The organism is Acinetobacter suaedae (assembly GCF_008630915.1).
Taxonomy (GTDB): domain Bacteria; phylum Pseudomonadota; class Gammaproteobacteria; order Pseudomonadales; family Moraxellaceae; genus Acinetobacter; species Acinetobacter suaedae.
Genome location: NZ_CP043909.1, coordinates 994442 through 1015507, shown reverse-complemented (window position 1 = coordinate 1015507; position 21066 = coordinate 994442). Strand labels below are relative to the sequence as shown.

Below are 21066 nucleotides of genomic sequence, written 5' to 3'. Positions count from 1 at the left end.
TCGATTTGCTGGTTAATGCTTTCCATCATCTCTTAACAATTAAGCTTTTGACCTTATCTACTGTTTCCAACGGATATTCCAGTGGGAACATATGGCCACCCTCAACCACAGAAAAAGGAATTCCCAATTTCTTTTGTGCGGCTTGAGGAAATTTTTCTTTTAAGAAAACACTATCACGACCAACCACTAAATGAACTGGAACGGGTGGTTTTGGCATCGGCAACCACCACATTGAAGGTGTGGTTCTAAATAATGCAACTTCATCTGCTTTAGGAATCGTTAATGTCACCCCACCTCGTTGTGGATCATTGGTTAATGCATAGTCAATATATGCTTGAAAACAGTCAGGATCAAAATGTTGGTAGAAACCTCTTGAACCAAGCAATTCGGCAGCTTGTTCACGTGACTCCCAATGATCTCGACGGCGAGCCGATAGACCTGCTGGAGTGATCTTGTCGACTAGTTTAGGCTTAAAAATTTTAGCCAGATGAAAAACAAAAGAAGCCTTACCAATAATTAAAGGTGGATCCAGCATAATCACTTGAGAAAATAACTCAGGACGACGATAAGCTGCCATCAATGTCAGCACCGAACCTAAAGAATGTCCTAAACCTATCACCTGTCGCCCTTGTGCTTGTTGCACAACACTATCAATTACTTGGTCTACCAAATGTGACCAGCCATCTGTGATGGGATAACGCTTATCTGTTCCTATCTCAGCAACATAAATAATGTCGTATTGATCTTCCAATTGCTGAAAAAGCTTTTGATAAACTTTAGATGGAACCCCATTGGCATGGGCAAAATGAATAATAGGTTTCATAACAGTCTTTTTAAGCGTATAGATTGATAAAGTATCTTCCACTTAAACAGTGTAGCAACCAAAAAGGAAGAACTGAGTAGTTATTTTTGAAAAAACTAGGGCTGCAATGAAGTACAGCCCTGAAGATTAAAATATTTTAGCGGCGTTATTGTATTTTTGCGTTTTGTTGAGCCTGAAGTTGATCTGCAAGTGAACTACTAATTCCCTCGCCGATCTTTGCCCCCATACGCCCTAAAATAGACTCGAAAGGATTACGTTGAACAGTATAATCAACTTTTTGACTCACATTTAGATCACGCATTAATGTCGTCATACTACCACTACGGTCCGCGACACCTAAGGCAACTGCCTGTTCACCTGTCCAAAATAGACCTGAGAAAATCGCAGGATCATTCGATTTCAAACGTTTGCCACGACCTTCTTTAACCGCATTAATAAAATGAGCATGCACATTATCCAATACTGATTGCACATGCTGTTTTTGTGCCGGATCAAGAGGTTTAGTCATACTCAAAATATCTTTATTACTACCTGAGGTTAAAGTACGATCCTCTATCCCAAGCTTTTGAGCCAATCCGCTTAGACCATAATTTGGCATAATGACACCGATTGATCCCACCAAACTCGATGGATTGACAATAATCTCATCTGCTGCTGAAGCAATATAATAAGCACCGGACGCACCCATATCGCCAATCACAGCATAGACCTTCTTATCAGGATGTTGTTTCTTCAGGTAACGGATTTCTTGCCAAATTTCATCAGATTGCACAGGAGAGCCACCTGGTGAGTTGATATTCAAGGCAACTGCTTTACTACCACTTGCCTCAAAAGCACGTTTGAGTGCCTTATTTGTATCATCACTGTTTACAGTAGAAGAACCGCTGGAAGAGTCGATCGTTCCAATAATATCCACAACTGCCAAATGATCACTGGTAATATTGGTCGTTGTTTTCGTCGAAGACGTCGAACACCCTTTACCCATTGCAATCAACACGAAAAGTAAATATGCAAAACCTAGGAATTTAAAAAAGATACTCCAACGTCGGCTTCGACGCTGCTCTTCGACAGAAGCCAATACGGCCTTTTCTAAAATCTGCCATTCTTTGCCTGTCACATTATTCGGATTTGTGGGTTCATTTTGTGGTTTTGGTGGCCAATCGGACATAAGACTCCAATCCAATATATTTTAAAAGTGGCTTTATTATATACGCTGATTTGAGCAAAACTGTTTAAATAACTTATTTTAACTTATAATTATTTTTTACCTTATACTCTCACTTTGTAATTTTTCGCATTTAAAATACATGGCTCAATCAAAATCTAGCAACACTAGTTACCGTCTAATCAAATTTCTGAGTCGCCAGCCGATTCAACTAGGACGTTTCTTTGCACGTATGCTTGCTGGATTTCTCACGAGTTTTCAACTTTCTAAGATATCAAAAATTATTGGTTTGAATATACAGATTGCTTTCCCGAATATGGATCTACAGCAACGACAACAGTTGACCAAAAAAGCAATTCAAAATGAATTAACCTCATACTTTGAATTTTTAAGTATTTGGGGTTCTTCTAATCAAAGAAATATTCAACGCATTCAAAATGTATCTGGTGAGCAATATTTACATGATGCTTTAGCAGAAAAAAAAGGAATTGTTTTGATCGTTCCACATTTCGGAACTTGGGAAGTCATGAATGCCTGGCTTTCTCAATACACAGAAATGACGATTCTCTACAAACCTGTTAAAAATCCTGATGCAGATCGTTTTGTGCGAGAAGCGCGCAGTCGTGAACAGGCACATCTAGTACCAACAGATGAAAGTGGCGTTCGTCAAATCTTTAAAGCATTAAAACAAGGCGGCACAACTGCTATCCTACCTGATCACACACCTGATCATGGCGGAGAAATGATCAATTATTTTGGTATTCCTCTCGCTTCAAGTAGTTTGAGTGCAAAGTTAATTCAAAAAACTAAGGCAAAGGCACTACTCATTTATACAATGCGTAATGATCAAGATAGCTTTGATATGTATATTGAGCCGATTGACCCTCAAATTTACCAAGGCAGTGCCGAAGATGGAACATTAATTATTCATCAGACTTTAGAACAATTAATTAAACGCTATCCTGATCATTATCACTGGAGTTACAAACGCTTTAGTGCCAATCAAGAATTAAAAAGAATTTACGATATAGATGAAAATCAAGCATTAGCCAAAGTTGCAGAAGTTCGCCATTTAACTCAGCAAGCATCAATTACTTAGGCTATTTTTGGATAACCATTTTCTTTTTTGTCGATGCTGTAGCAACACCCCATCATGATTATTCATCATAAAGCTAATCGTACCCGCATCTGCTGTATTTAATATTGGAATATTTAAGTGCTGCAATCGTTTTAAAACCTCAGGACTAGGATGTCCGTAACGATTATTAAATCCCGCAGAAGCGATTGTAAGTTTGGGCTTGAGGCTTGCCAAAAATTCGTAAGCAGAGCTGTGCTTACTGCCATGATGACCAAGAATTAACACATCTACTTTTAAATCTGGATACTGCTGTAACAATTTATATTCGGTTTCCCAGCCTGCATCCCCCATAATCAAAAAGTTCTGATAAGGTTGAGCATCTAGAAATTGCACATAGAGCACACAAGAATATTCATTTTTCTGATATTTCGCATAGCTCAATTCATTGGCTCGAGGAAATAAAATTTGGATGTTGATGTTTGGGAATGACCACTGTTGTCCTTGTTGGCAAAATGAAAAATTCTCCTTAAATTGCATTTTTTCATGCTTTTCACTCGATTGAACCAAATCAATTTCAAAACTATTCTGAATCGACGTAAATGCTCCACTATGATCTTGATCCAAATGAGATAACACAACGTGTTCCAATCGCCGAATACCTTGCTGACGTAGAAAAGGAATAACCACTCGCTCCCCCATACTGAATTTGGTTTCATCAAATGACCCACCTGTATCAATCAGGAGATTACCTTTGGAATGTTGTACTAAGATTGCTTGTCCTTGGCCAACATCTAATACGTGCAATGCTTCGGGTTGAGTTTTTATACCCCATAATATCGGTAGGAAACAGACAGCAGCCCAAAAATTTGGAACAATCCCTCTAGGCAAAAACAATAGAAAAATACCAATGATTAAACTTACCATCATCCAAGGGGTGAAGCTTATTCCATATAACTGCGGCGAAACCGATTGAAGCACATCTAAAATCAGCATCAAGAATGACAAAAACACATCATTCATTTGAAATAACCACTGCCCCAATGTAGGAATAATTAACCACACACATGCAGCTAGAATATCTAAAGGAACAATACAAGCACCTAACAATGGGATAGCAATAAGATTAGTTAAGGGGGCAAACCATGAAACTTGCTGAAAGAAAATCAAAACCAAAGGTAATAACGCGACAAAAATTTTCCATTGAGATTCAATCAAAATATGACTGCCCCAGATCATTTTTTGTTTAAATGTCAAATTTACATTTTGTGGTAACTGTATAATCGTCTGATAGATTCTTATCAAAATAAAACACGCGCCATAAGATAACCAAAATGCAGCAGATAAAATGCTAAATGGATCTAAAACTAACAATAAGCTCGCACTATAAACCAACACACTAAATGCCTGAATCGACTGTCTTAAGCACATAAAAGCACTGACAATACTGACTGTTAATAATGTTCTCATTGCCGGAATTTCAAACCCAACAAATGCCACATATAACAAGACACTAAAGATAAAGGGCAACAATAGTAGTAATTGTCGAGGTTGCTTCAAATAGATGCTTGGGCAGTAACGCTGAATCAACTTTTGTAATGACCAAGTCAGTATCAATGCAAATACCAACACATGTGGTCCAGAAATAGCCAATAAATGTGAAATCCCAAGGTGTTGAAATTGTTGTTTTACGGCATCAGATAACAGACTCTCATCCCCTGTGAGCAAAGCCAATAGCAACCCTTTATGTTGGAATGCTGATGCCTGTAGCATTTGTCGAAAAGCCAGACGCTTTTTTTCAACAGCTAATAAGAATATGGCCCAATGAGATTGTTGTTGCTGCAAGTGATGATGATAACCCAGCTGATAGAGTTCATCTTCATGAATAGGCTGAATATTTCGTACAGAAAATCCCGAGTGCACATTTTGTTGTAAAAACCATTTTTCCAGATCGAATGCACCAGGGACGGCATAACTATGGGCGGGTCGAATCTGCCCAGATACACGATAATAATGACCCAATTGAAATTCTGGTTCTACTTTAAATGTGTCTTTCTCTTTCCTTAAATGAAGAAACCAATTCACACTTTGCGCATGTCGATTCAAAACTTCAGCAACTTGTTTCTCGCCATTTTCATTCAGTTCACTGATCTTTTTGATATAAACAATCGCTTCAAATGTTTCAACATTTTGTTCTTTAAAAATAAGACGTTGTTGTAATTGAATATCAGCATAATGATAACCTGTGCAAAATAATGCCCAAGTCGCACTGATTAAAAGCAAGGCTTTATAAGTAGGATAATGAAAATACTGCTTTTTCCAATAAAATCCGAAACCAAAGATCGCGAATGCAATAATCAGCCAAAGCCACCATGTAGATGTAATGATCGGGAAATGCATTCCCATAAGTGCGATACCCGCAACCCACCCCAATAAAATAATTTTTAGCATCAATGATGAATTTAATTTTGATTTTTCTGTGGGCAAAATTAAAGCCCTTTTTCAGGGCTTTAACAAGAGCTTAAATCAATAATTTATGGTTGTTCAATCCATAAACCATCTTGCATATGTAAAATTGAATCTGCCGATTGTGCCAATTGCTCATCATGGGTCACAATTAACATCGCCATATTGAGTTCATTTTTCAAGTCCGTCAATAATTCAAAAACACTCAATGCTGTTTTCCGATCCAAGTTACCTGTTGGTTCATCTGCGAGTACAACAGCGGGCTTAGTCACCAAAGCACGAGCAAGTGCCACACGTTGACGTTCACCACCAGATAACTCACCAGGCTTATGTTCCATACGATGTGACAAACCCACGCGGTCCAATAAATACTCTGCTTGAGCTTTAGCAGACTTATATTGCACATCACCACGGAACATCAGTGGCATCGCTACATTTTCTAAGGCTGAAAATTCAGGTAACAAATGATGGAATTGATACACAAAACCTAAATATTGATTCCGTTTGAAACCACGATCGGCTTCACCCAAATTATCGAAACGCTGCCCTTGCAAAAATACTTGACCTTGTGAAGGTTGCTCTAAGCCACCCAAAACATGCAATAAAGTACTCTTACCCGAGCCACTCGCTCCAACAATTGAGACAAACTCACCCGCATTGACTTGAAGTGATAAACCTTTGATGACTTCAACTTTACTTTTGCCATCATCAAAATGCTTATAAATTTCTTTAGCTTCTAAAACAATCTTACTCATAACGCAGCGCCTCAGCAGGTTGAACTTTAGCTGCACGTAATGCAGGGTAAATCGTTGCCAAGAAACTTAATAATAGTGACACGATCACGATCACAACCACATCTTGCCATCTGAGATATGACGGTAAGTAATGAACAAAATATGCATCAAATAGATTTAGTCCTAGAACCGTATTAAACCAAGAAATGATGTCACTAATGGTTAATGCCAAAGTCACCCCTAAAATTGTTCCTGCAATTGTTCCAATGACACCGATCACAGTACCCTGCACCATGAAAATTTTAGTAATCATGGACGGCGAAGCACCAAGAGTCCTTAGAATAGCGATATCTGATTTCTTATCAGTCACTACCATCACCAAAGATGAAACGATATTAAATGCCGCAACAACAATAATGAGGAATAGAAGCAAACCAACTAAGGTTTTTTCCATTTGAATCGCATTGAACAGATTCCCGTGGGTATATGTCCAATTAGATGCGTAAAAATTGCTCGGTAATTCACTAACTATTTCATTTGCTACTTTAGGCGCTGCAAAAATATTATCTAACTTTAAACGAATACCCTGTGCACCATCTGGTAAACGTAATAAGGTTGAAGCATCATTCAACGCAATATAACCCACCATTGAGTCCACTTCTGCACCCACACTAAAGATACCGACAATCTTAAAACGTTTAAAACGCGGTACCACACCAGCCGGTGATGGTGTTGCTTCAGGAAGAACCAAAGTAACATTGTCATTTAGTCCCAAACCAAGTGCATCAGTCATGTCCTTTCCAAGAACAATACCAAACTCGCCCTTTTGTAAAGCATTTAAATCACCTGTCACCATATGATCTTGGATGATTGAAACCTGTTTTTCATATTCAGGTTCTATACCCGTGACCATAATCCCCGCGACCTGCCCATGAGCAGTCAACATCCCCTGCAATTGAGTGAAAGGTGCCACACCCGTGACATGTGGATGACTCTCAACTTTTTTTGCAAGTTCTGGCCAATCTGTTAAAATTTGAGTAGAAGAAACAGTAGCTTGTGGTACCATTCCGAGGACACGAGTTTTTAATTCTCGATCAAAACCATTCATAACAGATAAAACTGTAATGAGAACAGCAACGCCGAGAGTCAAACCAATCATGGAAACCAAGGCGATAAAAGAAATAAAATGATTACTCCGCCGAGCACGAGTGTATCTCAACCCTATATACAGCGAGATTGGCTTAAACATACCATCTAGTCCGAGGTGATTTATTATGGAAAATGCACAACATCATCTTGTTGACGACAACACTGAACGTCGTGTGATGTCTCGTATTGATGCTGTGTTGAGAATCAACTATCAAATCATTCCAGATGATGTTGCACTGAATGATCCGTATGACTCTCATTTTGTACTACCGCGCTATTTTCTACTACTTGCTGAATTAGATCAATTTGATCATGCATTTCGCTACGAATTAGAACAATTAAATGAAAAAGATCAACAAATTGCTCGCATCCTATCCCTTTTTAATCAGAAATTAAATCTCATTACAGGCTCTTTTTACGACAATATCGTACAATCTCAACTCCCTGTACCCGAACAAGTCAATTTTTCTGAGAATGGTCTAAGTTTTTTTAGTTCTCAAGATATTAACGAAGGAACTTATATTCATATTACCTTAAGCCATCCTGAAAACTTCTTTCATATCGCTGCTACTGCGCAGGTGGTCTACAGCACAGCAGACGAACAAGGAAAATTTCGTATCGGAGCATATTTTATTACGTTAAATCCACAAGACCGCGCAAAACTTGCTGCGAGTATTCAGCAAGCTAAAAAGAATGAAGTCCATAATTAATCAACAAATCAAGACTCATACTTTAAAACGCCGATATACGCGTAGATCTTTATAAAAATAAAGTAACAAACCAAATAAAATAATACTGGCGCCTATAAAGACTTGGGCTGACAATTGTTCATGATTCAAATAAGCGCCTATCAGAATCGCGAGCATCGGCGTCATAACAGTCGTTAAAGATAATGTCGTTGCTTGTAAGTTTTGAACCAGTTTGAAATAACAAAACATTGCAATCAACGAGGCCATGATTACCGTATAAGTCAACGCCAATAACGATTTTGCGGAAGGAATCTCTGTAGGTGCAAATTGCCAGATCCAAGGAAGTAATAACAAGGCAAAAAATGTCGAAACGAATATCGAACCTGTTGCCTGTGCCATAGGCTGTACCGTCGCATTAATCTTTTTCACCCAAAAAATAGAGAGCGAATAAGAAAAAACACTCAGCAACATCAATAGGATTCCAAGTGGTTGGACATGTTTTTGATTCCCACTCAGACAGATCATCGTTAACCCAATAATCGACGTCCCCATCCCCAACCATTGTGGCGTTGCTAATTTTTGCTGAAAGCCAAATCGTCCAATTAGACCTGCCATAATCGGTGCTAGACCAAACATCAAGGCGATCAGCCCCGAACTCAGATAAGTTGTAGCTGCATAAGTAAAAATTTGCGAACCAATCAAACTCAGAGACCCTGCAACATAGCTTAACCACGCTAACTTATGCATGGGGAACTTGACACTCAAACAAAGTAGAACCGTAATGGCCAATGGCAATGCAATCAAAAAACGTAACAATAATGCCCACATTGGATGTAAATCAGATACACTCCAAACGATTGCCAATGGCGTTGAAGCCCAAATAAAGACCAGCAGCCCATAAGTTAGCATTAAGTTAAGACGAGATGGCATAGATTGCTCAACAAGCAGTTTTGCGTTTTTGTTTTAGAATTGTTTGATCTAGAGCACTCGAAAATTCTCGTTTATCTCGCTCTGAAATTGGTGGCGGTCCACCCGTTTGTACACCTGCACCACGTAAAGTATCCATAAAATCACGTAAATGTAATCGAGCCTTAACATTCACAGTTGTATAAATCTCACCTCTCGGATGAATTGCAATTCCTCCCTTTTCAATCACTTGAGCTGCAAGCGGAATATCTTGTGTAATGACAATGTCATTCTCCTGCATGCGATCTACAATTTCCTGATCAGCTCGATCTGCTCCACTCATCACTTGAATTGATTTAATTCTGATTGAAGGCGTGATCCCTACATTTTGATTGGCAACAAAAGTGACTTCAAGTTGGTAACGATCCGATGCACGTAAAATTACTTCACGTAAAATCTTGGGTAAAGCATCCGCATCTACCCACAATTTAAATGGCAGCACGTTGATAAGCGCTCACAACAATAAAAAAATATAGTTTAGCAGATTACAGGAAAAGTAGAGTGATGATCATAAACCTACTCTCCTCCACGTCTGATTATGGTCTTGCAAGATAAAACAAATAAATTTTCGTAGAATTACATATCCAGACTTGAAATATGACAGTTGCACTCGATTAAATAGATTAAGTTCAATCTTTTTGCATCGTGCTTTATGAAAAATCAAAACAGTCCAGAAACTATTACAATTCAAGATCAAAATTTCGGTAATCATGCTGAGCATTGGAATCTGTTAACTGAAACACCCGAAACGGATGTTCCCAAATGGTTAGGGTTAGCACTTGATGCACCCATCATGCCGATGGGACTTTGTGAAAATGAACAAGAAATGGATCAATCATTTTGGTTGATTCGAGGACCAAGTAATCAAAATATTTCAATTAATCAAATTATCGAAGTAGAAGATCAAAAACCTCGTGCATTAAAAACAGCATTTCCAAGTTTTGAAAGTCCATATAAATATGATGCACAGATTGAACGAATTATTACCTGCAATTCAGCAACACAAGCAGTACTACGTTTAAATTTAAATAAAAATACGGTGATTTATGCATTTGATAATTTATTTAGTGTAAATCGCTGTCAATATGATAAAAATCACACCTATCAAGTCCAATTTAATGCTTGGGCATATGAATTAGAAGCCGTTTCTGAAGATGAAAAAATCATTGTTGATGATCCAGCTTCTATTAAACATCACAGAGCATTAAATGCAATTCTTGCTGAGCATAATGGAATTGCACCTGAAAACTTACAAGAATTAATTAATGAATGGGAACCAAAAACACCTGAAGATCAAGAACCTGTAACTGTTGACTTTTCTAAAATGGTCGCCTATTTATTTGGTGAGACATTAGGTCAGGAAGATGAAGCCTGGTTCCAAGGTAATATTGTTGGTAAAACTACAACGCAGTTTATGCAAGATGAATATACCCTTTATGATGTCACTTTAGTTCTAGAAGATAATTTACCTGCAATCCTCATTCGTATCGCAACTAAAAATGATTTGTATAAAAACTTTAACATTGGCGAATATATTCGTGGAAACCTATGGATTCAGGCCAATATTTATGCTAAAAATGCTTTAAAGTGACAAAAAATCACATAAATGGCATTTTAGGCGTTCTAATGAAAATTATACCAGAACAAACGACCACCAGTCTTATTCATTCAAGTGATCAAGGTCTTAAACTTGATGTTGGTGCTTATTGCTTTTTTCTACTCGGTATGTTTTTAGCAGCACTTATTTTTCATCAAGTTGGCTTGTTCTAATTTTTGACCATATTCGTAATGTAAAATAATAAAAGCCCTCAGTTTAGAGGGCTTTTATTTTAAATAAACTTTATTACTTAACCATGACGTTTAGCAAATTCATCCATAAAGTTCACAAGTGCCTGCACACCTTCCAATGGAACAGCATTGTAGATACTTGCACGCATACCACCCACTGAACGGTGTCCCGCTAAATTTAGCAAATGATTTGCTTCAGCTTCTTTCAAGAAGGTCTTTTCCAATGCTTCATCTGCCAAGGTGAAAGGGACATTCATTATTGAACGATTTGCAACTGCAATCGGGTTATTATAGAAATCACTAGCATCGATATAACCATAGAGCAGTTTTGCTTTTTCTTGATTCACTTTATGAATCGCTTCTACCCCACCCTGTTCTAGCAACCATTCAAAAACTAAACCAGCCAAATACCAAGCATAAGTTGCAGGTGTATTCACCATTGAACCATTCTTCGCTTGGTCTGCATATTTTAGAATACTAGGAATTTCTGGTTTCGCTTGATCCAGCAAATCATCACGGATAATCACAATAGTTAATCCAGCAGGACCAATATTCTTTTGTGCACCTGCATAAATGAGCCCAAATTTATTTACGTCTATCGGCGCAGATAAAATACTAGAAGAATAATCACAAACTAATGGTGCTTTTACATCTGGAACATTTGCGAACTGTAAACCACCAATGGTTTCATTATCAGCATAATGTACATATGCTGCATCATTTGAAAGATTCCAAGTACTTTGTTCTGTGATCGCATGTTTACCATCAAGCAAAGTAGCTGCTTCTACAACATTCACATCACCGTAGCGCTTTGCTTCTTTTAATGCTTTCTCAGACCAAATCCCAGTATGGATATAATCAGCTTTGTTATTTTTACCCAACAAGTTAAGTGGAATTGCCGAGAACTGGAGAGATGCACCACCTTGTAAGAATAGCACTTTATAGTTATCAGGAATATTCATAAGCTTGCGTAAATCTGCTTCAGCTTTCTCAGCAACAGCAACATAGTCATTGCTACGATGACTCATTTCCATGATCGACAGCCCCTTACCCTGCCAATCCAACATTTCTTGTTGAGCTTTTTCTAAAACGGCAGTAGGTAATGCAGCAGGACCAGCGCAGAAATTATAAGCACGCATGAATTTTCCCTTGTCAAAGTGAAACAAATTGAGATAGGAATTTAAGCACAGATTGGCGAAGCTTGCAGCAGCTTATCTAATAAATATTTCAATCTAATTATCTAAATCGTATTACTTTTTCAATCATCTTTGAGCGTCTCTAAGATTTTAATTCCCCCCTTTTTTCTATTTATTTATAACCCAACAAACCAATTTTAAGGACATTTATTTAGATTAAAAACTCTACTTTTTACAAATTTGATACACCAACATCGGCAATATAACTATTTAATTAAAAACATATTATTTTAATTTTATAAAAAGAATTTAGACTCACTCAGGATATTATTAAAGTGCGACATACCATAATGTTGAAGCGACATAATCGACCGAGTTCTAAGGTCACACGGTTTCCAAAACAGCTAAGTCTCTGTATTAGTTTAATCAGTTATGCCTTATTTTCTACATCTACACTTGCTCAGACACTCAGCTATAGTGAAGCAGAGAAATTTGTCGTAGAAAATGCATATTCAACTCAAGCCCAGCAGGCACTTCAACAAGCATCTCGCTTAGAGATGGAAGCTGTCAAACATTTAGGGCTTCCGCGAATTGATTTAAATGCACGTGCTTATTCTTTTCATAGTGAAACAAGTGTTCCTTTAGAGTCAAGTAAACGCCGATTAGAAAACTCACTTACACGTGGTTTTGATGACAAGTTATCTCAATGGGAAAATGTGTTCCCCCCAGAAGTCATTGATCAAGTCAGCCAAGGTTTTGATCAAACCGTCAGTGATGGATTAAATAAAGTACCGAATAACTTGGATGTGACTATTAAAGATCATGATGTTAGAACATCTGTCTCTATGGTCATGCCACTTTATACAGGCGGAAAAATTAATAGTGCTAAACAAATTGCCAGTATTCAATCCAAGCGTTCAGACATCAGTGAGAAGCAGCAACAAGATTCTCAGCGTTTTGAAATGATCCAAGCCTATTTTAATGTGCAATTACAACAACAATTACTAAATACCAGTCTGTTCAATTTAAATGCAATGCAAGAACATTATGACAATGCATTAAAGTTAGAAAAGCAGGGTTTTATAAATAAAGGACAACGCATGCAATTTGAAGTTGCTCGTAATAATGCGCAACGTACCTATCAAAATGCACAGTCAAATCTACAAGCAAGTCAGTTTAGTTTACAAAATTTATTGCAAACTAAAGCACCATTAAGTCTGAGCACTCCTCTGTTCGTAAATACAGATCAAAATCACTCCTTAGACAAACTACTTGCAAACTACGACCAGAATTCAAGCCTCATAAAAAAACTGCAAATGGACACACAACTAGCCAATGAGAATGTCCGAATTCAGCAAGCAGCTAAAAAGCCAAGTGTCTTTGCTTTTGGTGAATATGGTTTAGATGAGAAAGAAAATTGGATCATTGGCGTTATGGCAAAATACAATTTGTTCTCTGGTGTCGATAAAAATAAAAACGTACATGCAGCAGAACTAAAACGTTATGCGGCAGAACTCATGACCGAACGTACCAAGCAAGAAATTGAAAATGTGCTGTATAAATCCTATAGCGAATTGAATGCATCGCAAACGAGTCATCAACTATTGGCTCAAAACACCAAAGCAGCACAAGAGAATCTACGTATTCAACAACTTTCCTTTAAAGAAGGTATGGGAACTGCAACTCAAGTCATCGATGCACAAAATGCATTGAATGCATTGAGAAGTGAAATGGCAATCAATGCGTATAAATATATTTTATCTTTAGCAACTTTACTTCAAAGCTATGGCTCGATTGACGAGTTTAAGCTCTATGTTAATCAACCACGTACCGACTTTATCCGTTAATTGGAGACATTTATGAGCCAAAATCAATCACCATCCAATTCAGAACGCGATACAGACAACGTGAAAAAAGTGGATGAAACTCAAACAACTAACGTCGTAAATGAGCAAGCATCGTCAACAGAACAAACCAAGACTACTGAGAATACTACGCCATCGAATACGCAAGAACCACCAGCGCAACCACCTCAGAAAGGTAAAGCTAAAATTATTGGTCTCATTATTCTATTTATTTTGTTTGGCTTAATTGCATATGGTTTGTGGAAAGCATATCAACCTCAAGCAGTCGAATTGCAAGGACGTGTAGAGGCTGAAACGATACATATCAGCACCAAAGTACCAAGCCGTATCGAAGAATTTTATGTGACTGAAGGGCAAGTCGTTAAAAAAGGACAAGCGCTTATTCGCTTTGTGAGTCCTGAACTTGAAGCAAAAAAAGAACAAGCTAAAGCAGCCTTACAAAGTGCAATGGCATTCCAGTCAACAGTTTATCGTGGTTCGCAACAGGAAAATATTGAGACTCTGTATGCCAACTGGCAAGCTTTAAAGACGCAGGCAGAGCTGGCAGCAACAACCTATAAAAGGGGTGAAAACCTATATCAACAAGGTGTGATTTCTCGTCAACGCCGTGATGAAATGCTTGCGGCACAAACCTCTGCCCGTGAAACTGCCGAGGCATCTTACCAACAATATGCACGTGCTAAACGTGGTAGCACCGAACAACAAAAATCAACAGCCGATGCACAAGTCGCCATGGCACAAGCAGCGGTCAAAGAAGCGAATGCATTGACAGAAGAAACCAAGCTCTATTCACCTATCGACGGTACAGTATCGAAAACCTATGGCAAACCGACAGAATTAGTTGCAACTGGTGTACCTGTCGTCAGCATTATTGAAGATCATGAGATGTGGGTCAGTTTAAATGTCCGTGAAGATATGTATGAAAGTGTATATCAAAACAAAACTTTAGAAGGCTTCGTACCAGCACTAAATCAAAAAGTTACATTTAAAGTGAAGAACATTGATGTCGAAGGTGACTTTGCAACTATTAAAACCACACGTCAAACCGGTGGTTATGATATTCGCAGCTTTAAATTCCACTTAGTACCAGAGCAATCTATTCCAGATCTTAAAGTTGGAATGAGCGTACTCTTTAAAATTAAAGAGGCAAAATAACCAATGTTTGCTGCAATGCTTCGAGAGTTGCGTTATTTAAAATGCCATAAAGTAGATGCATTTATGGCAATCATTATGCCTTTATTGATCATCATCTTTTTTACCAGCATGCTTTCGGCTGGAAAAGCTGAGCACTTACCGATTGCCATTGTTGATCAAGATCAAAGCCAGTTAAGTCGACAAATCATTCACAACCTCAGTATTAACCCAAGTCTAAGCGTAAAAACCATCAGTTCAAGTCAAGATGAAGTTGAACATATGATTAATAATACTCAGGTTTGGGGTTTTGTTTTCATTCCTGAAGGTGCGGAGCAGCGGCTTGTTCAGGCGAAAAACACTCAAATTAGTATGGCGTATAACCAATCTTTTTTTAGTATTGGTAATACCATTGCTTCAGCAATGCAAAGTAGTACCCTCAATGCCATTGGCGACTATTTAGGTAATAGTTATTTAGCTAATAAAATCCCTTATGCTGAATTTCCCACACCACATGTCAAAGTCTCTATGCTGTATAACCCCAGCATGAGTTATGAGCTATTTTTAGAACCGTTCATTGTTCCTGCAGTACTCCATTTATTGCTATGTTGTTGTATTGCATTTGCGATCGGGCAAGAATTTAAGCGTCATACCTTTGCAGAATGGTTAGGTTCAACACAGATTGTTTCTCGATTTTTCGGAAAAATTTTATTTTATGTGCTGATTTTCTGTTTCTGGACATGGTGCTGGATGTTCTGGCTCACCCAAGTCAAAGGCTATTTTATCGCAGGCTCACTTAGCTTTCTTTTGAGCGCTCAGTTTGTCTTTTATTTTGCCTATGCCATGATGAGCAGTAGCGTTATTTTAGCAACCAAAGACCTGCCTAAAAGCTTTGGTCTTATCGCACTTTATGGTGGCTCATCCATGAGTTTCGCTGGTGTAACACTTCCCTTAAATAATGCCCCTGCATTTACACAATTGTGGTCAATGATTATTCCTTTTACCCCCTATGCAAAACTACAAACCGAGCAGTGGGTCATTGGAAGTGATGTCATTATTTCAGTTATACCCTTCATTATTCTGCTCGTTTTTGCAGTGATATTTAGCTTATTAAGTCTTCGTTTATTGAAGAAAAATGTTCAGGAGATTCACTCATGAAATCATTTTTCTTTTATTACAAACAAACTTTCAAAAATATTGTGAAGAATAATTCAGTGTTTACCACACTGATTGCGTCTATCCTCATGTATAGCTTTTTCTATCCAACCGCCTATAAAGCGCAAGTTGCAGAAAATATTCCGATCGTGATCGTTGATGAGGAACAAAGTGTTTTAAGCTCTAAAATTATTAGTCAAACTGCTAATAGCCCCCATATCCAGATACAGGCTGTCACAGGGAACTTCCTTGAAGCAGAACAAATGGTGAAAAACCAAAAAGCTGAAGCGATCTTATTACTTCCAGAAAATCTAAGTCAAAGCCTCAGACGCGGGGAAATGGGAGGGATTGGGCTTTATCTCAGTACGGCATATTTTTTACAAACTAAAGAAGCGGCTACAGGTCTTGCGACCTCGATCGAATATACACTGAAAGAGCATTTGGAAAAATTTGGAGAAGCCTCCCAATTTGAAATTGAAATGCCAATCCATGATATTCCATTATTTAACACTTTATCAGGTTATGGCAGTTATATTTTCCCTGCTGTTGCCAGTCTAATCATTCATCAAACTATTTTGCTTGGTTTAGCCATGCTTATTGCGAGTTATCGCGAGCAAGGCTGGTCTGCTCAACCCGTTGAGTTTTGGGCAATATTTGCAACCATCCTTACAATTAGTGGTTTAGGAAGCCTTTATTTATATGGTTTCACGTTTTGGCTATATGAATATCCACATGGAGGGAACTTTTGGGGCATGCTCCTCGCAGTTCCTATTTATGTGAGTTGTGTTATCGGTCTTGGCATGTTACTTGGTTCACTCGTCGATATGCCTGAACGCGTTGGACATTTGGTAGTCGTCACTTCTATTCCTTTATTCTTATTGACTGGCGCTGCATGGCCACATGCAGCCATGCCTGAATGGATGCAGTGGTTTGCATGGACTTTACCATCTACACACGGTGTCCAAATGTTCGTTCAACTCAATCAAATGGGTGTACCCACCTCGATCGTTGTACCCAAACTTATTTACCTCAGCACAGTTGGCGCAGTCTTATTAGCACTATCCTATTACCGTTTAGTCATCATAAAGCCAATAAAAAAGGAAGCTAAATAGCTTCCTTTTTTAGGATGAATAGATTTACGCTTCAGGCGTATCATCTTTCGGTTCTACGGCAGCTTCCTCTGAAGTTGCTGTTTGCACCTCTGGATTTTCTACACCTTCGATCAGCTCTAATTCATCCTCATCTTCTACCTCAACAGCATCAATTGAAACAACACCAACCAATGTTTCTGCATCGCTGAGACGAATTAAACGGACACCTTGTGCATTACGCCCAGTCATTGCGACCTCGGCAGCACGAGTACGGACTAAAGTACCACCATCAGAAATCAACATAAGCTCTTTGGTTTCATCGATTGACACCGCACCGACAAGCTCACCATTACGTTCAGAGGTCTTAATCGCAATTACCCCCTTACCACCACGCTTCTTGGTCGGGAAGTCATTCACTGGAGTACGTTTACCATAACCGTTGGCACTCGCACACAGCACCTCACCGGTTTCAGGCACAACAACGAGAGATACGATACGGCTCAATACATTTGAATCAGACGAATCATCATTATCATCCGAATCATCATTGTCCAAATCTGTGTCTTCACTATCCACCGCAGCCGCTAAAGTTACTCGCATGCCGCGAACACCTTTCGCAGTACGTCCCATTGCACGTACATCAGTTTCAGCAAAACGAATTGCTTTACCTTCATTCGAGAACAGCATGATTTGCTGATTACCATCAGTAATCGCAACACCAATCAAGGTATCCTCTTCATTCAGTTCAATTGCACGTAAACCATTGGCACGGATATTACTGAATTGTGCCAATTCCACACGTTTCACCGTACCTGAGGCCGTTGCCATAAATACATAGTGATTTTCTGGAAACTCTGTCAACGGCAAGATTGCAGTTACAGCTTCATTCGCATCTAAAGGTAATAAATTAATGATCGGACGACCTTTGGCACCACGAGATGCTTGAGGTACTTCGAAGACACGTAAACGATAAACTTTACCCACATCAGTAAAGCACAAGACAGTTGCATGGTTTGACGCCACAATCAAATGTTGGATGATGTCATCATCTTTCATTGCAGTAGCGGACTTACCACGACCACCACGACGTTGAGCTTGGTAATCTGACAACGGTTGAGTTTTTGCATAACCCGTTTGAGATACAGTCAATACAACTTGCTCTTCAGGAATTAAGTCTTCACGACAGAAGTCAACACCTGACTCAACAATTTCAGTGCGGCGACCATCACCATACTGCTGTAAAATTAGAGCAAGTTCTTCACGAATCACATTCATCAATAAGTTAAAGTCATTGAGAATTGCGGTTAATTCTGCAATTTGTCCTAAAATCTCAGTATATTCAGCATGTAACTTATCTTGTTCTAAACCTGTTAAACGGTGTAGGCGAAGCTCAAGAATTGCTGCAACTTGTGTCGGTGATAAACGATAAACATCACCAGTTAAACCAAATGGACGAGCAGGATCTTCACCTTCGATTTCATCTGGACGAACTGAAATTGCACCTGCTTTTTCCAGCAAAGCAACCACACCACCGCCAGCCCACTCTCCTGCTTGTAAACGCTCACGCGCTTCAGCAGGGTTTGCTGAAGTTTTGATGGTTTCAATAATCTCATCAATATTGGCTAAAGCAACCGTCAACCCTTCTAAGATATGACCACGCTCGCGTGCTTTACGTAATTCGAACATAGTACGGCGCGTCACAACTTCTTGGCGATGACGAATAAATGCCGCAATAATATCTTTTAGGTTCATCAATTTAGGCTGGCCGTTGTCTAGACAAACCATATTGATGCTGAACGAATTTTGAAGTTGAGTATGCAAGAATAAATTATTCACAACGACTTCAGCGTTTTCTCCACGCTTCAAATCGATTGCAATACGCATCCCTTCTTTATCTGATTCATCACGAAGCTCAGAAATACCTTCGAGTTTCTTTTCTTTGACAAGTTCAGCAATACGTTCAATGGTTTTTGCTTTATTGACCTGATACGGAATTTCCGTAAAGACAATCGTCGTACGACCTGATTTCTGGTCTTCTTCGAAATGATACTTACCACGGATATGCAAACGACCTTTACCTGTGCGGTAGGCGTCCACAATACCTGATTTACCGTAAATGATACCACCTGTAGGAAAATCAGGACCCGTAATATGCTCCATCAAACCTTCAACAGAAATATTCGGATTATTTGCATAAGCCAAACAAGCATTCACGACTTCAGTCATATTGTGTGGCGCCATATTGGTCGCCATACCAACTGCAATACCGGTGGTACCATTAATTAAAAGATTTGGAATACGTGTTGGCATAACCTGAGGAATACGCTCAGAGCCATCGTAGTTATCTTCCCAGTCAACCGTATCTTTTTCTAAGTCTGCTAAGATCTCGTGAGTTAACTTTTGCATACGGACTTCGGTATAACGCATGGCTGCCGCGCTATCCCCATCGACAGAACCAAAGTTACCTTGACCATCAACCAACATGTAGCGCAAGCTAAAGTCCTGTGCCATACGGACGATCGTTTCGTATACAGCACTATCACCGTGAGGGTGATATTTACCGATCACATCCCCGACAACACGGGCAGACTTTTTGTACGCTTTGTTATAATCATTGCCCAATTCATGCATTGCAAATAATACACGACGATGAACAGGTTTTAGACCGTCTCTAACATCTGGCAATGCACGAGATACAATTACGCTCATTGCGTAATCTAGATATGAATGCTTGAGTTCGTCCTCAATGGCAATCGGTCTGATTTCCGATACGCTCATGCATACTCCTTGTTTACAAGTAGAAGGCTCTACCTGTTTTTATGTCTTCAATCTTGCAAAAATTCAGTTCAAAAAACTTGAACCAAAAATAAAAAATACAGCGGAGAATTATAGCATAGACAACTGATTAACAGGGAATTTAGCTTGGTGAAATTAGCATTTTTTTACAATAAAAACCATATAGATATTAAAGACTTAAAATTACTAGATTCTAAAAATCACGATAAAAAAAGAAAAAATACCTTTTTGGATAAAAGATCAACAATCCTTGTCAGATACGTCATCCTTTCAACAGAATACAAGAGTCAGCAAACAATCAACTTAAAACGCTAAATATAAATGTTTTACTGAGAAAGTTGTCGCGACTCCAGATGTGGAATCGAGATCTTAACGACAGATTTTTTATCTTTTTGCATAAAATAAAAAGCTGAACAAAATAAGGCAAGAATAAATGGCAACTCATATAGTTCTTCTACTATATCTGGGTTAATCGCACTATTAAACAGCCACGTATCAATGAAACGATGATGTTCAACACTATCTGCAAAGAGTAACGAGGTAACTGCGATAATTAAATACCAGAATGGAAATTTGACCGATTGAAATTTGTATTTAATTTCAGCGCGTAATTTTGATGAAAACAACATAAAGACTACGGGAGCAATCACGACAATCGAAATCATTCTAAAATACAAATGTGGAACTTCAGGGAAATAATCACGCCCCCAGCTAATACTTCGTCCAAAGAACATCAACCACCATGCCATCGCCCACAGCCAGAACCATTTCTTCTGTTCGGTGAGTGTTTTAGGTTTCATATAAAACCAAGTAAATGGCACACAGATCAGCAATAAAATTGCCTGAAAATTTTCAATAAAGTGCACATTCAAAGTTGCTAATACTGAAACATGAGTCAAAGCAAAATATAAAATCGCCAACAAAAGCGTGCACAGAACCAGCGCTACAGAATTAAAGCGAAAATCAAATTTCATTCGGGGAGAAAACCTATCCAATACGGATCGAAGTCTCTATTTTAACAAAAGTGTACTATAAAG

18 protein-coding genes are annotated in these 21066 nt (G+C 38.6%); 8 read left to right on the top strand and 10 right to left on the bottom strand.

The window, feature by feature from the left end:
• Positions 1-25: 25 nt before the first annotated feature.
• Positions 26-823, bottom strand: coding sequence for an alpha/beta fold hydrolase (locus tag F2A31_RS04690; RefSeq protein ID WP_150025409.1), 798 nt, complete (start codon positions 821-823; stop codon positions 26-28).
• Between the two features lie 145 nt (positions 824-968).
• Positions 969-1991, bottom strand: coding sequence for a signal peptide peptidase SppA (sppA, locus tag F2A31_RS04685; RefSeq protein WP_005089605.1), 1023 nt, complete (start codon positions 1989-1991; stop codon positions 969-971).
• A 139-nt stretch (positions 1992-2130) separates the two neighbouring features.
• Between sppA and F2A31_RS04680 the strand changes: the two genes are divergently transcribed.
• On the top strand, positions 2131-3087 hold the full coding sequence (locus F2A31_RS04680; protein WP_150025408.1) for a lysophospholipid acyltransferase family protein: 957 nt from the start codon (positions 2131-2133) through the stop codon (positions 3085-3087).
• Here the strand turns inward: F2A31_RS04680 and F2A31_RS04675 are convergent.
• The 3 genes from F2A31_RS04675 to F2A31_RS04665 all read right to left on the bottom strand — a co-directional run bounded on the left by F2A31_RS04675 (position 3076) and on the right by F2A31_RS04665 (position 7512).
• Positions 3076-5514 (bottom strand): DNA internalization-related competence protein ComEC/Rec2, encoded by a 2439-nt coding sequence (locus F2A31_RS04675; protein ID WP_150025407.1) that lies wholly within the window; start codon positions 5512-5514, stop codon positions 3076-3078. The two genes, F2A31_RS04680 and F2A31_RS04675, sit on opposite strands and share 12 nt — an antisense overlap.
• Positions 5515-5597: 83 nt before the next feature.
• On the bottom strand, positions 5598-6284 hold the full coding sequence (gene lolD, locus F2A31_RS04670) for a lipoprotein-releasing ABC transporter ATP-binding protein LolD (RefSeq protein ID WP_004640139.1): 687 nt from the start codon (positions 6282-6284) through the stop codon (positions 5598-5600).
• The gene (locus F2A31_RS04665; RefSeq protein ID WP_150025406.1) at positions 6277-7512 is read right to left on the bottom strand and encodes a lipoprotein-releasing ABC transporter permease subunit; all 1236 of its coding nucleotides are present in this window, start codon (positions 7510-7512) and stop codon (positions 6277-6279) included. Before F2A31_RS04665 ends, lolD begins: the two co-directional genes overlap by 8 nt.
• A gap of 25 nt (positions 7513-7537) precedes the next feature.
• Between F2A31_RS04665 and F2A31_RS04660 the strand changes: the two genes are divergently transcribed.
• Positions 7538-8122: a PilZ domain-containing protein gene (locus tag F2A31_RS04660; RefSeq protein WP_150025405.1), complete on the top strand. Its 585-nt coding sequence runs from the start codon at positions 7538-7540 to the stop codon at positions 8120-8122.
• A gap of 15 nt (positions 8123-8137) precedes the next feature.
• Here F2A31_RS04660 and F2A31_RS04655 read toward each other — a convergent pair whose 3' ends face one another.
• Positions 8138-9031: a DMT family transporter gene (locus F2A31_RS04655; RefSeq protein ID WP_150025404.1), complete on the bottom strand. Its 894-nt coding sequence runs from the start codon at positions 9029-9031 to the stop codon at positions 8138-8140.
• A gap of 7 nt (positions 9032-9038) precedes the next feature.
• Positions 9039-9509, bottom strand: a complete 471-nt coding sequence (locus F2A31_RS04650) for a YaiI/YqxD family protein (protein WP_150025403.1) — start codon at positions 9507-9509, stop codon at positions 9039-9041.
• A gap of 210 nt (positions 9510-9719) precedes the next feature.
• On the opposite strand from F2A31_RS04650, the gene F2A31_RS04645 reads away from it, so the two are divergent.
• Together F2A31_RS04645 and F2A31_RS15760 are read left to right on the top strand one after the other, a co-directional pair.
• Positions 9720-10658 (top strand): hypothetical protein, encoded by a 939-nt coding sequence (locus tag F2A31_RS04645; RefSeq protein WP_150025402.1) that lies wholly within the window; start codon positions 9720-9722, stop codon positions 10656-10658.
• 35 nt (positions 10659-10693) lie between these two features.
• Positions 10694-10837 (top strand): hypothetical protein, encoded by a 144-nt coding sequence (locus tag F2A31_RS15760; protein ID WP_004757630.1) that lies wholly within the window; start codon positions 10694-10696, stop codon positions 10835-10837.
• A gap of 77 nt (positions 10838-10914) precedes the next feature.
• On the opposite strand, the gene serC is transcribed toward F2A31_RS15760, so the two are convergent.
• Positions 10915-11994 carry a 3-phosphoserine/phosphohydroxythreonine transaminase gene (gene serC, locus F2A31_RS04640; protein WP_150025401.1) on the bottom strand — a complete coding sequence of 360 codons (1080 nt, stop codon included), beginning with the start codon at positions 11992-11994 and terminating at the stop codon, positions 10915-10917.
• A gap of 347 nt (positions 11995-12341) precedes the next feature.
• On the opposite strand from serC, the gene F2A31_RS04635 reads away from it, so the two are divergent.
• From F2A31_RS04635 to F2A31_RS04620, 4 genes are read left to right on the top strand one after another with little or no spacing between them, the layout of a single operon-like run.
• Positions 12342-13838, top strand: a complete 1497-nt coding sequence (locus F2A31_RS04635) for a TolC family protein (RefSeq protein WP_150025400.1) — start codon at positions 12342-12344, stop codon at positions 13836-13838.
• Positions 13839-13850: 12 nt separating this feature from the next.
• Complete coding sequence (locus F2A31_RS04630) at positions 13851-15011, top strand: HlyD family secretion protein (protein ID WP_150025399.1); 1161 nt, start codon at positions 13851-13853, stop codon at positions 15009-15011.
• A gap of 3 nt (positions 15012-15014) precedes the next feature.
• A complete protein-coding gene (locus F2A31_RS04625; protein WP_150025398.1) occupies positions 15015-16145 on the top strand; it encodes an ABC transporter permease in 1131 nt (376 codons plus the stop codon).
• Positions 16142-17254 carry an ABC transporter permease gene (locus F2A31_RS04620; protein ID WP_150025397.1) on the top strand — a complete coding sequence of 371 codons (1113 nt, stop codon included), beginning with the start codon at positions 16142-16144 and terminating at the stop codon, positions 17252-17254. Before F2A31_RS04625 ends, F2A31_RS04620 begins: the two co-directional genes overlap by 4 nt.
• Positions 17255-17278: 24 nt before the next feature.
• On the opposite strand, the gene gyrA is transcribed toward F2A31_RS04620, so the two are convergent.
• Both gyrA and F2A31_RS04605 read right to left on the bottom strand, forming a co-directional pair.
• Positions 17279-20011 carry a DNA gyrase subunit A gene (gene gyrA / locus F2A31_RS04615; protein WP_150025396.1) on the bottom strand — a complete coding sequence of 911 codons (2733 nt, stop codon included), beginning with the start codon at positions 20009-20011 and terminating at the stop codon, positions 17279-17281.
• 344 nt (positions 20012-20355) lie between these two features.
• Entirely contained in the window at positions 20356-21003 is a 648-nt protein-coding gene (locus tag F2A31_RS04605) for a hypothetical protein (protein WP_150025395.1), read from the bottom strand.
• Positions 21004-21066: the final 63 nt, after the last annotated feature.

Bases quoted from the DNA above. Each gene is read 5' to 3' on its own strand.
- F2A31_RS04690 (WP_150025409.1), bottom strand. From the start codon at position 823: ATGAAACCTATTATTCATTTTGCCCATGCCAATGGGGTTCCATCTAAA.
- sppA (WP_005089605.1), bottom strand. From the start codon at position 1,991: ATGTCCGATTGGCCACCAAAACCACAAAATGAACCCACAAATCCGAAT.
- F2A31_RS04680 (WP_150025408.1), top strand. From the start codon at position 2,131: ATGGCTCAATCAAAATCTAGCAACACTAGTTACCGTCTAATCAAATTT.
- F2A31_RS04675 (WP_150025407.1), bottom strand. From the start codon at position 5,514: ATGCTAAAAATTATTTTATTGGGGTGGGTTGCGGGTATCGCACTTATG.
- lolD (WP_004640139.1), bottom strand. From the start codon at position 6,284: ATGAGTAAGATTGTTTTAGAAGCTAAAGAAATTTATAAGCATTTTGAT.
- F2A31_RS04665 (WP_150025406.1), bottom strand. From the start codon at position 7,512: ATGTTTAAGCCAATCTCGCTGTATATAGGGTTGAGATACACTCGTGCT.
- F2A31_RS04660 (WP_150025405.1), top strand. From the start codon at position 7,538: ATGGAAAATGCACAACATCATCTTGTTGACGACAACACTGAACGTCGT.
- F2A31_RS04655 (WP_150025404.1), bottom strand. From the start codon at position 9,031: ATGCCATCTCGTCTTAACTTAATGCTAACTTATGGGCTGCTGGTCTTT.
- F2A31_RS04645 (WP_150025402.1), top strand. From the start codon at position 9,720: ATGAAAAATCAAAACAGTCCAGAAACTATTACAATTCAAGATCAAAAT.
- F2A31_RS15760 (WP_004757630.1), top strand. From the start codon at position 10,694: ATGAAAATTATACCAGAACAAACGACCACCAGTCTTATTCATTCAAGT.
- serC (WP_150025401.1), bottom strand. From the start codon at position 11,994: ATGCGTGCTTATAATTTCTGCGCTGGTCCTGCTGCATTACCTACTGCC.
- F2A31_RS04635 (WP_150025400.1), top strand. From the start codon at position 12,342: ATGTTGAAGCGACATAATCGACCGAGTTCTAAGGTCACACGGTTTCCA.
- F2A31_RS04630 (WP_150025399.1), top strand. From the start codon at position 13,851: ATGAGCCAAAATCAATCACCATCCAATTCAGAACGCGATACAGACAAC.
- F2A31_RS04625 (WP_150025398.1), top strand. From the start codon at position 15,015: ATGTTTGCTGCAATGCTTCGAGAGTTGCGTTATTTAAAATGCCATAAA.
- F2A31_RS04620 (WP_150025397.1), top strand. From the start codon at position 16,142: ATGAAATCATTTTTCTTTTATTACAAACAAACTTTCAAAAATATTGTG.
- gyrA (WP_150025396.1), bottom strand. From the start codon at position 20,011: ATGAGCGTATCGGAAATCAGACCGATTGCCATTGAGGACGAACTCAAG.
- F2A31_RS04605 (WP_150025395.1), bottom strand. From the start codon at position 21,003: ATGAAATTTGATTTTCGCTTTAATTCTGTAGCGCTGGTTCTGTGCACG.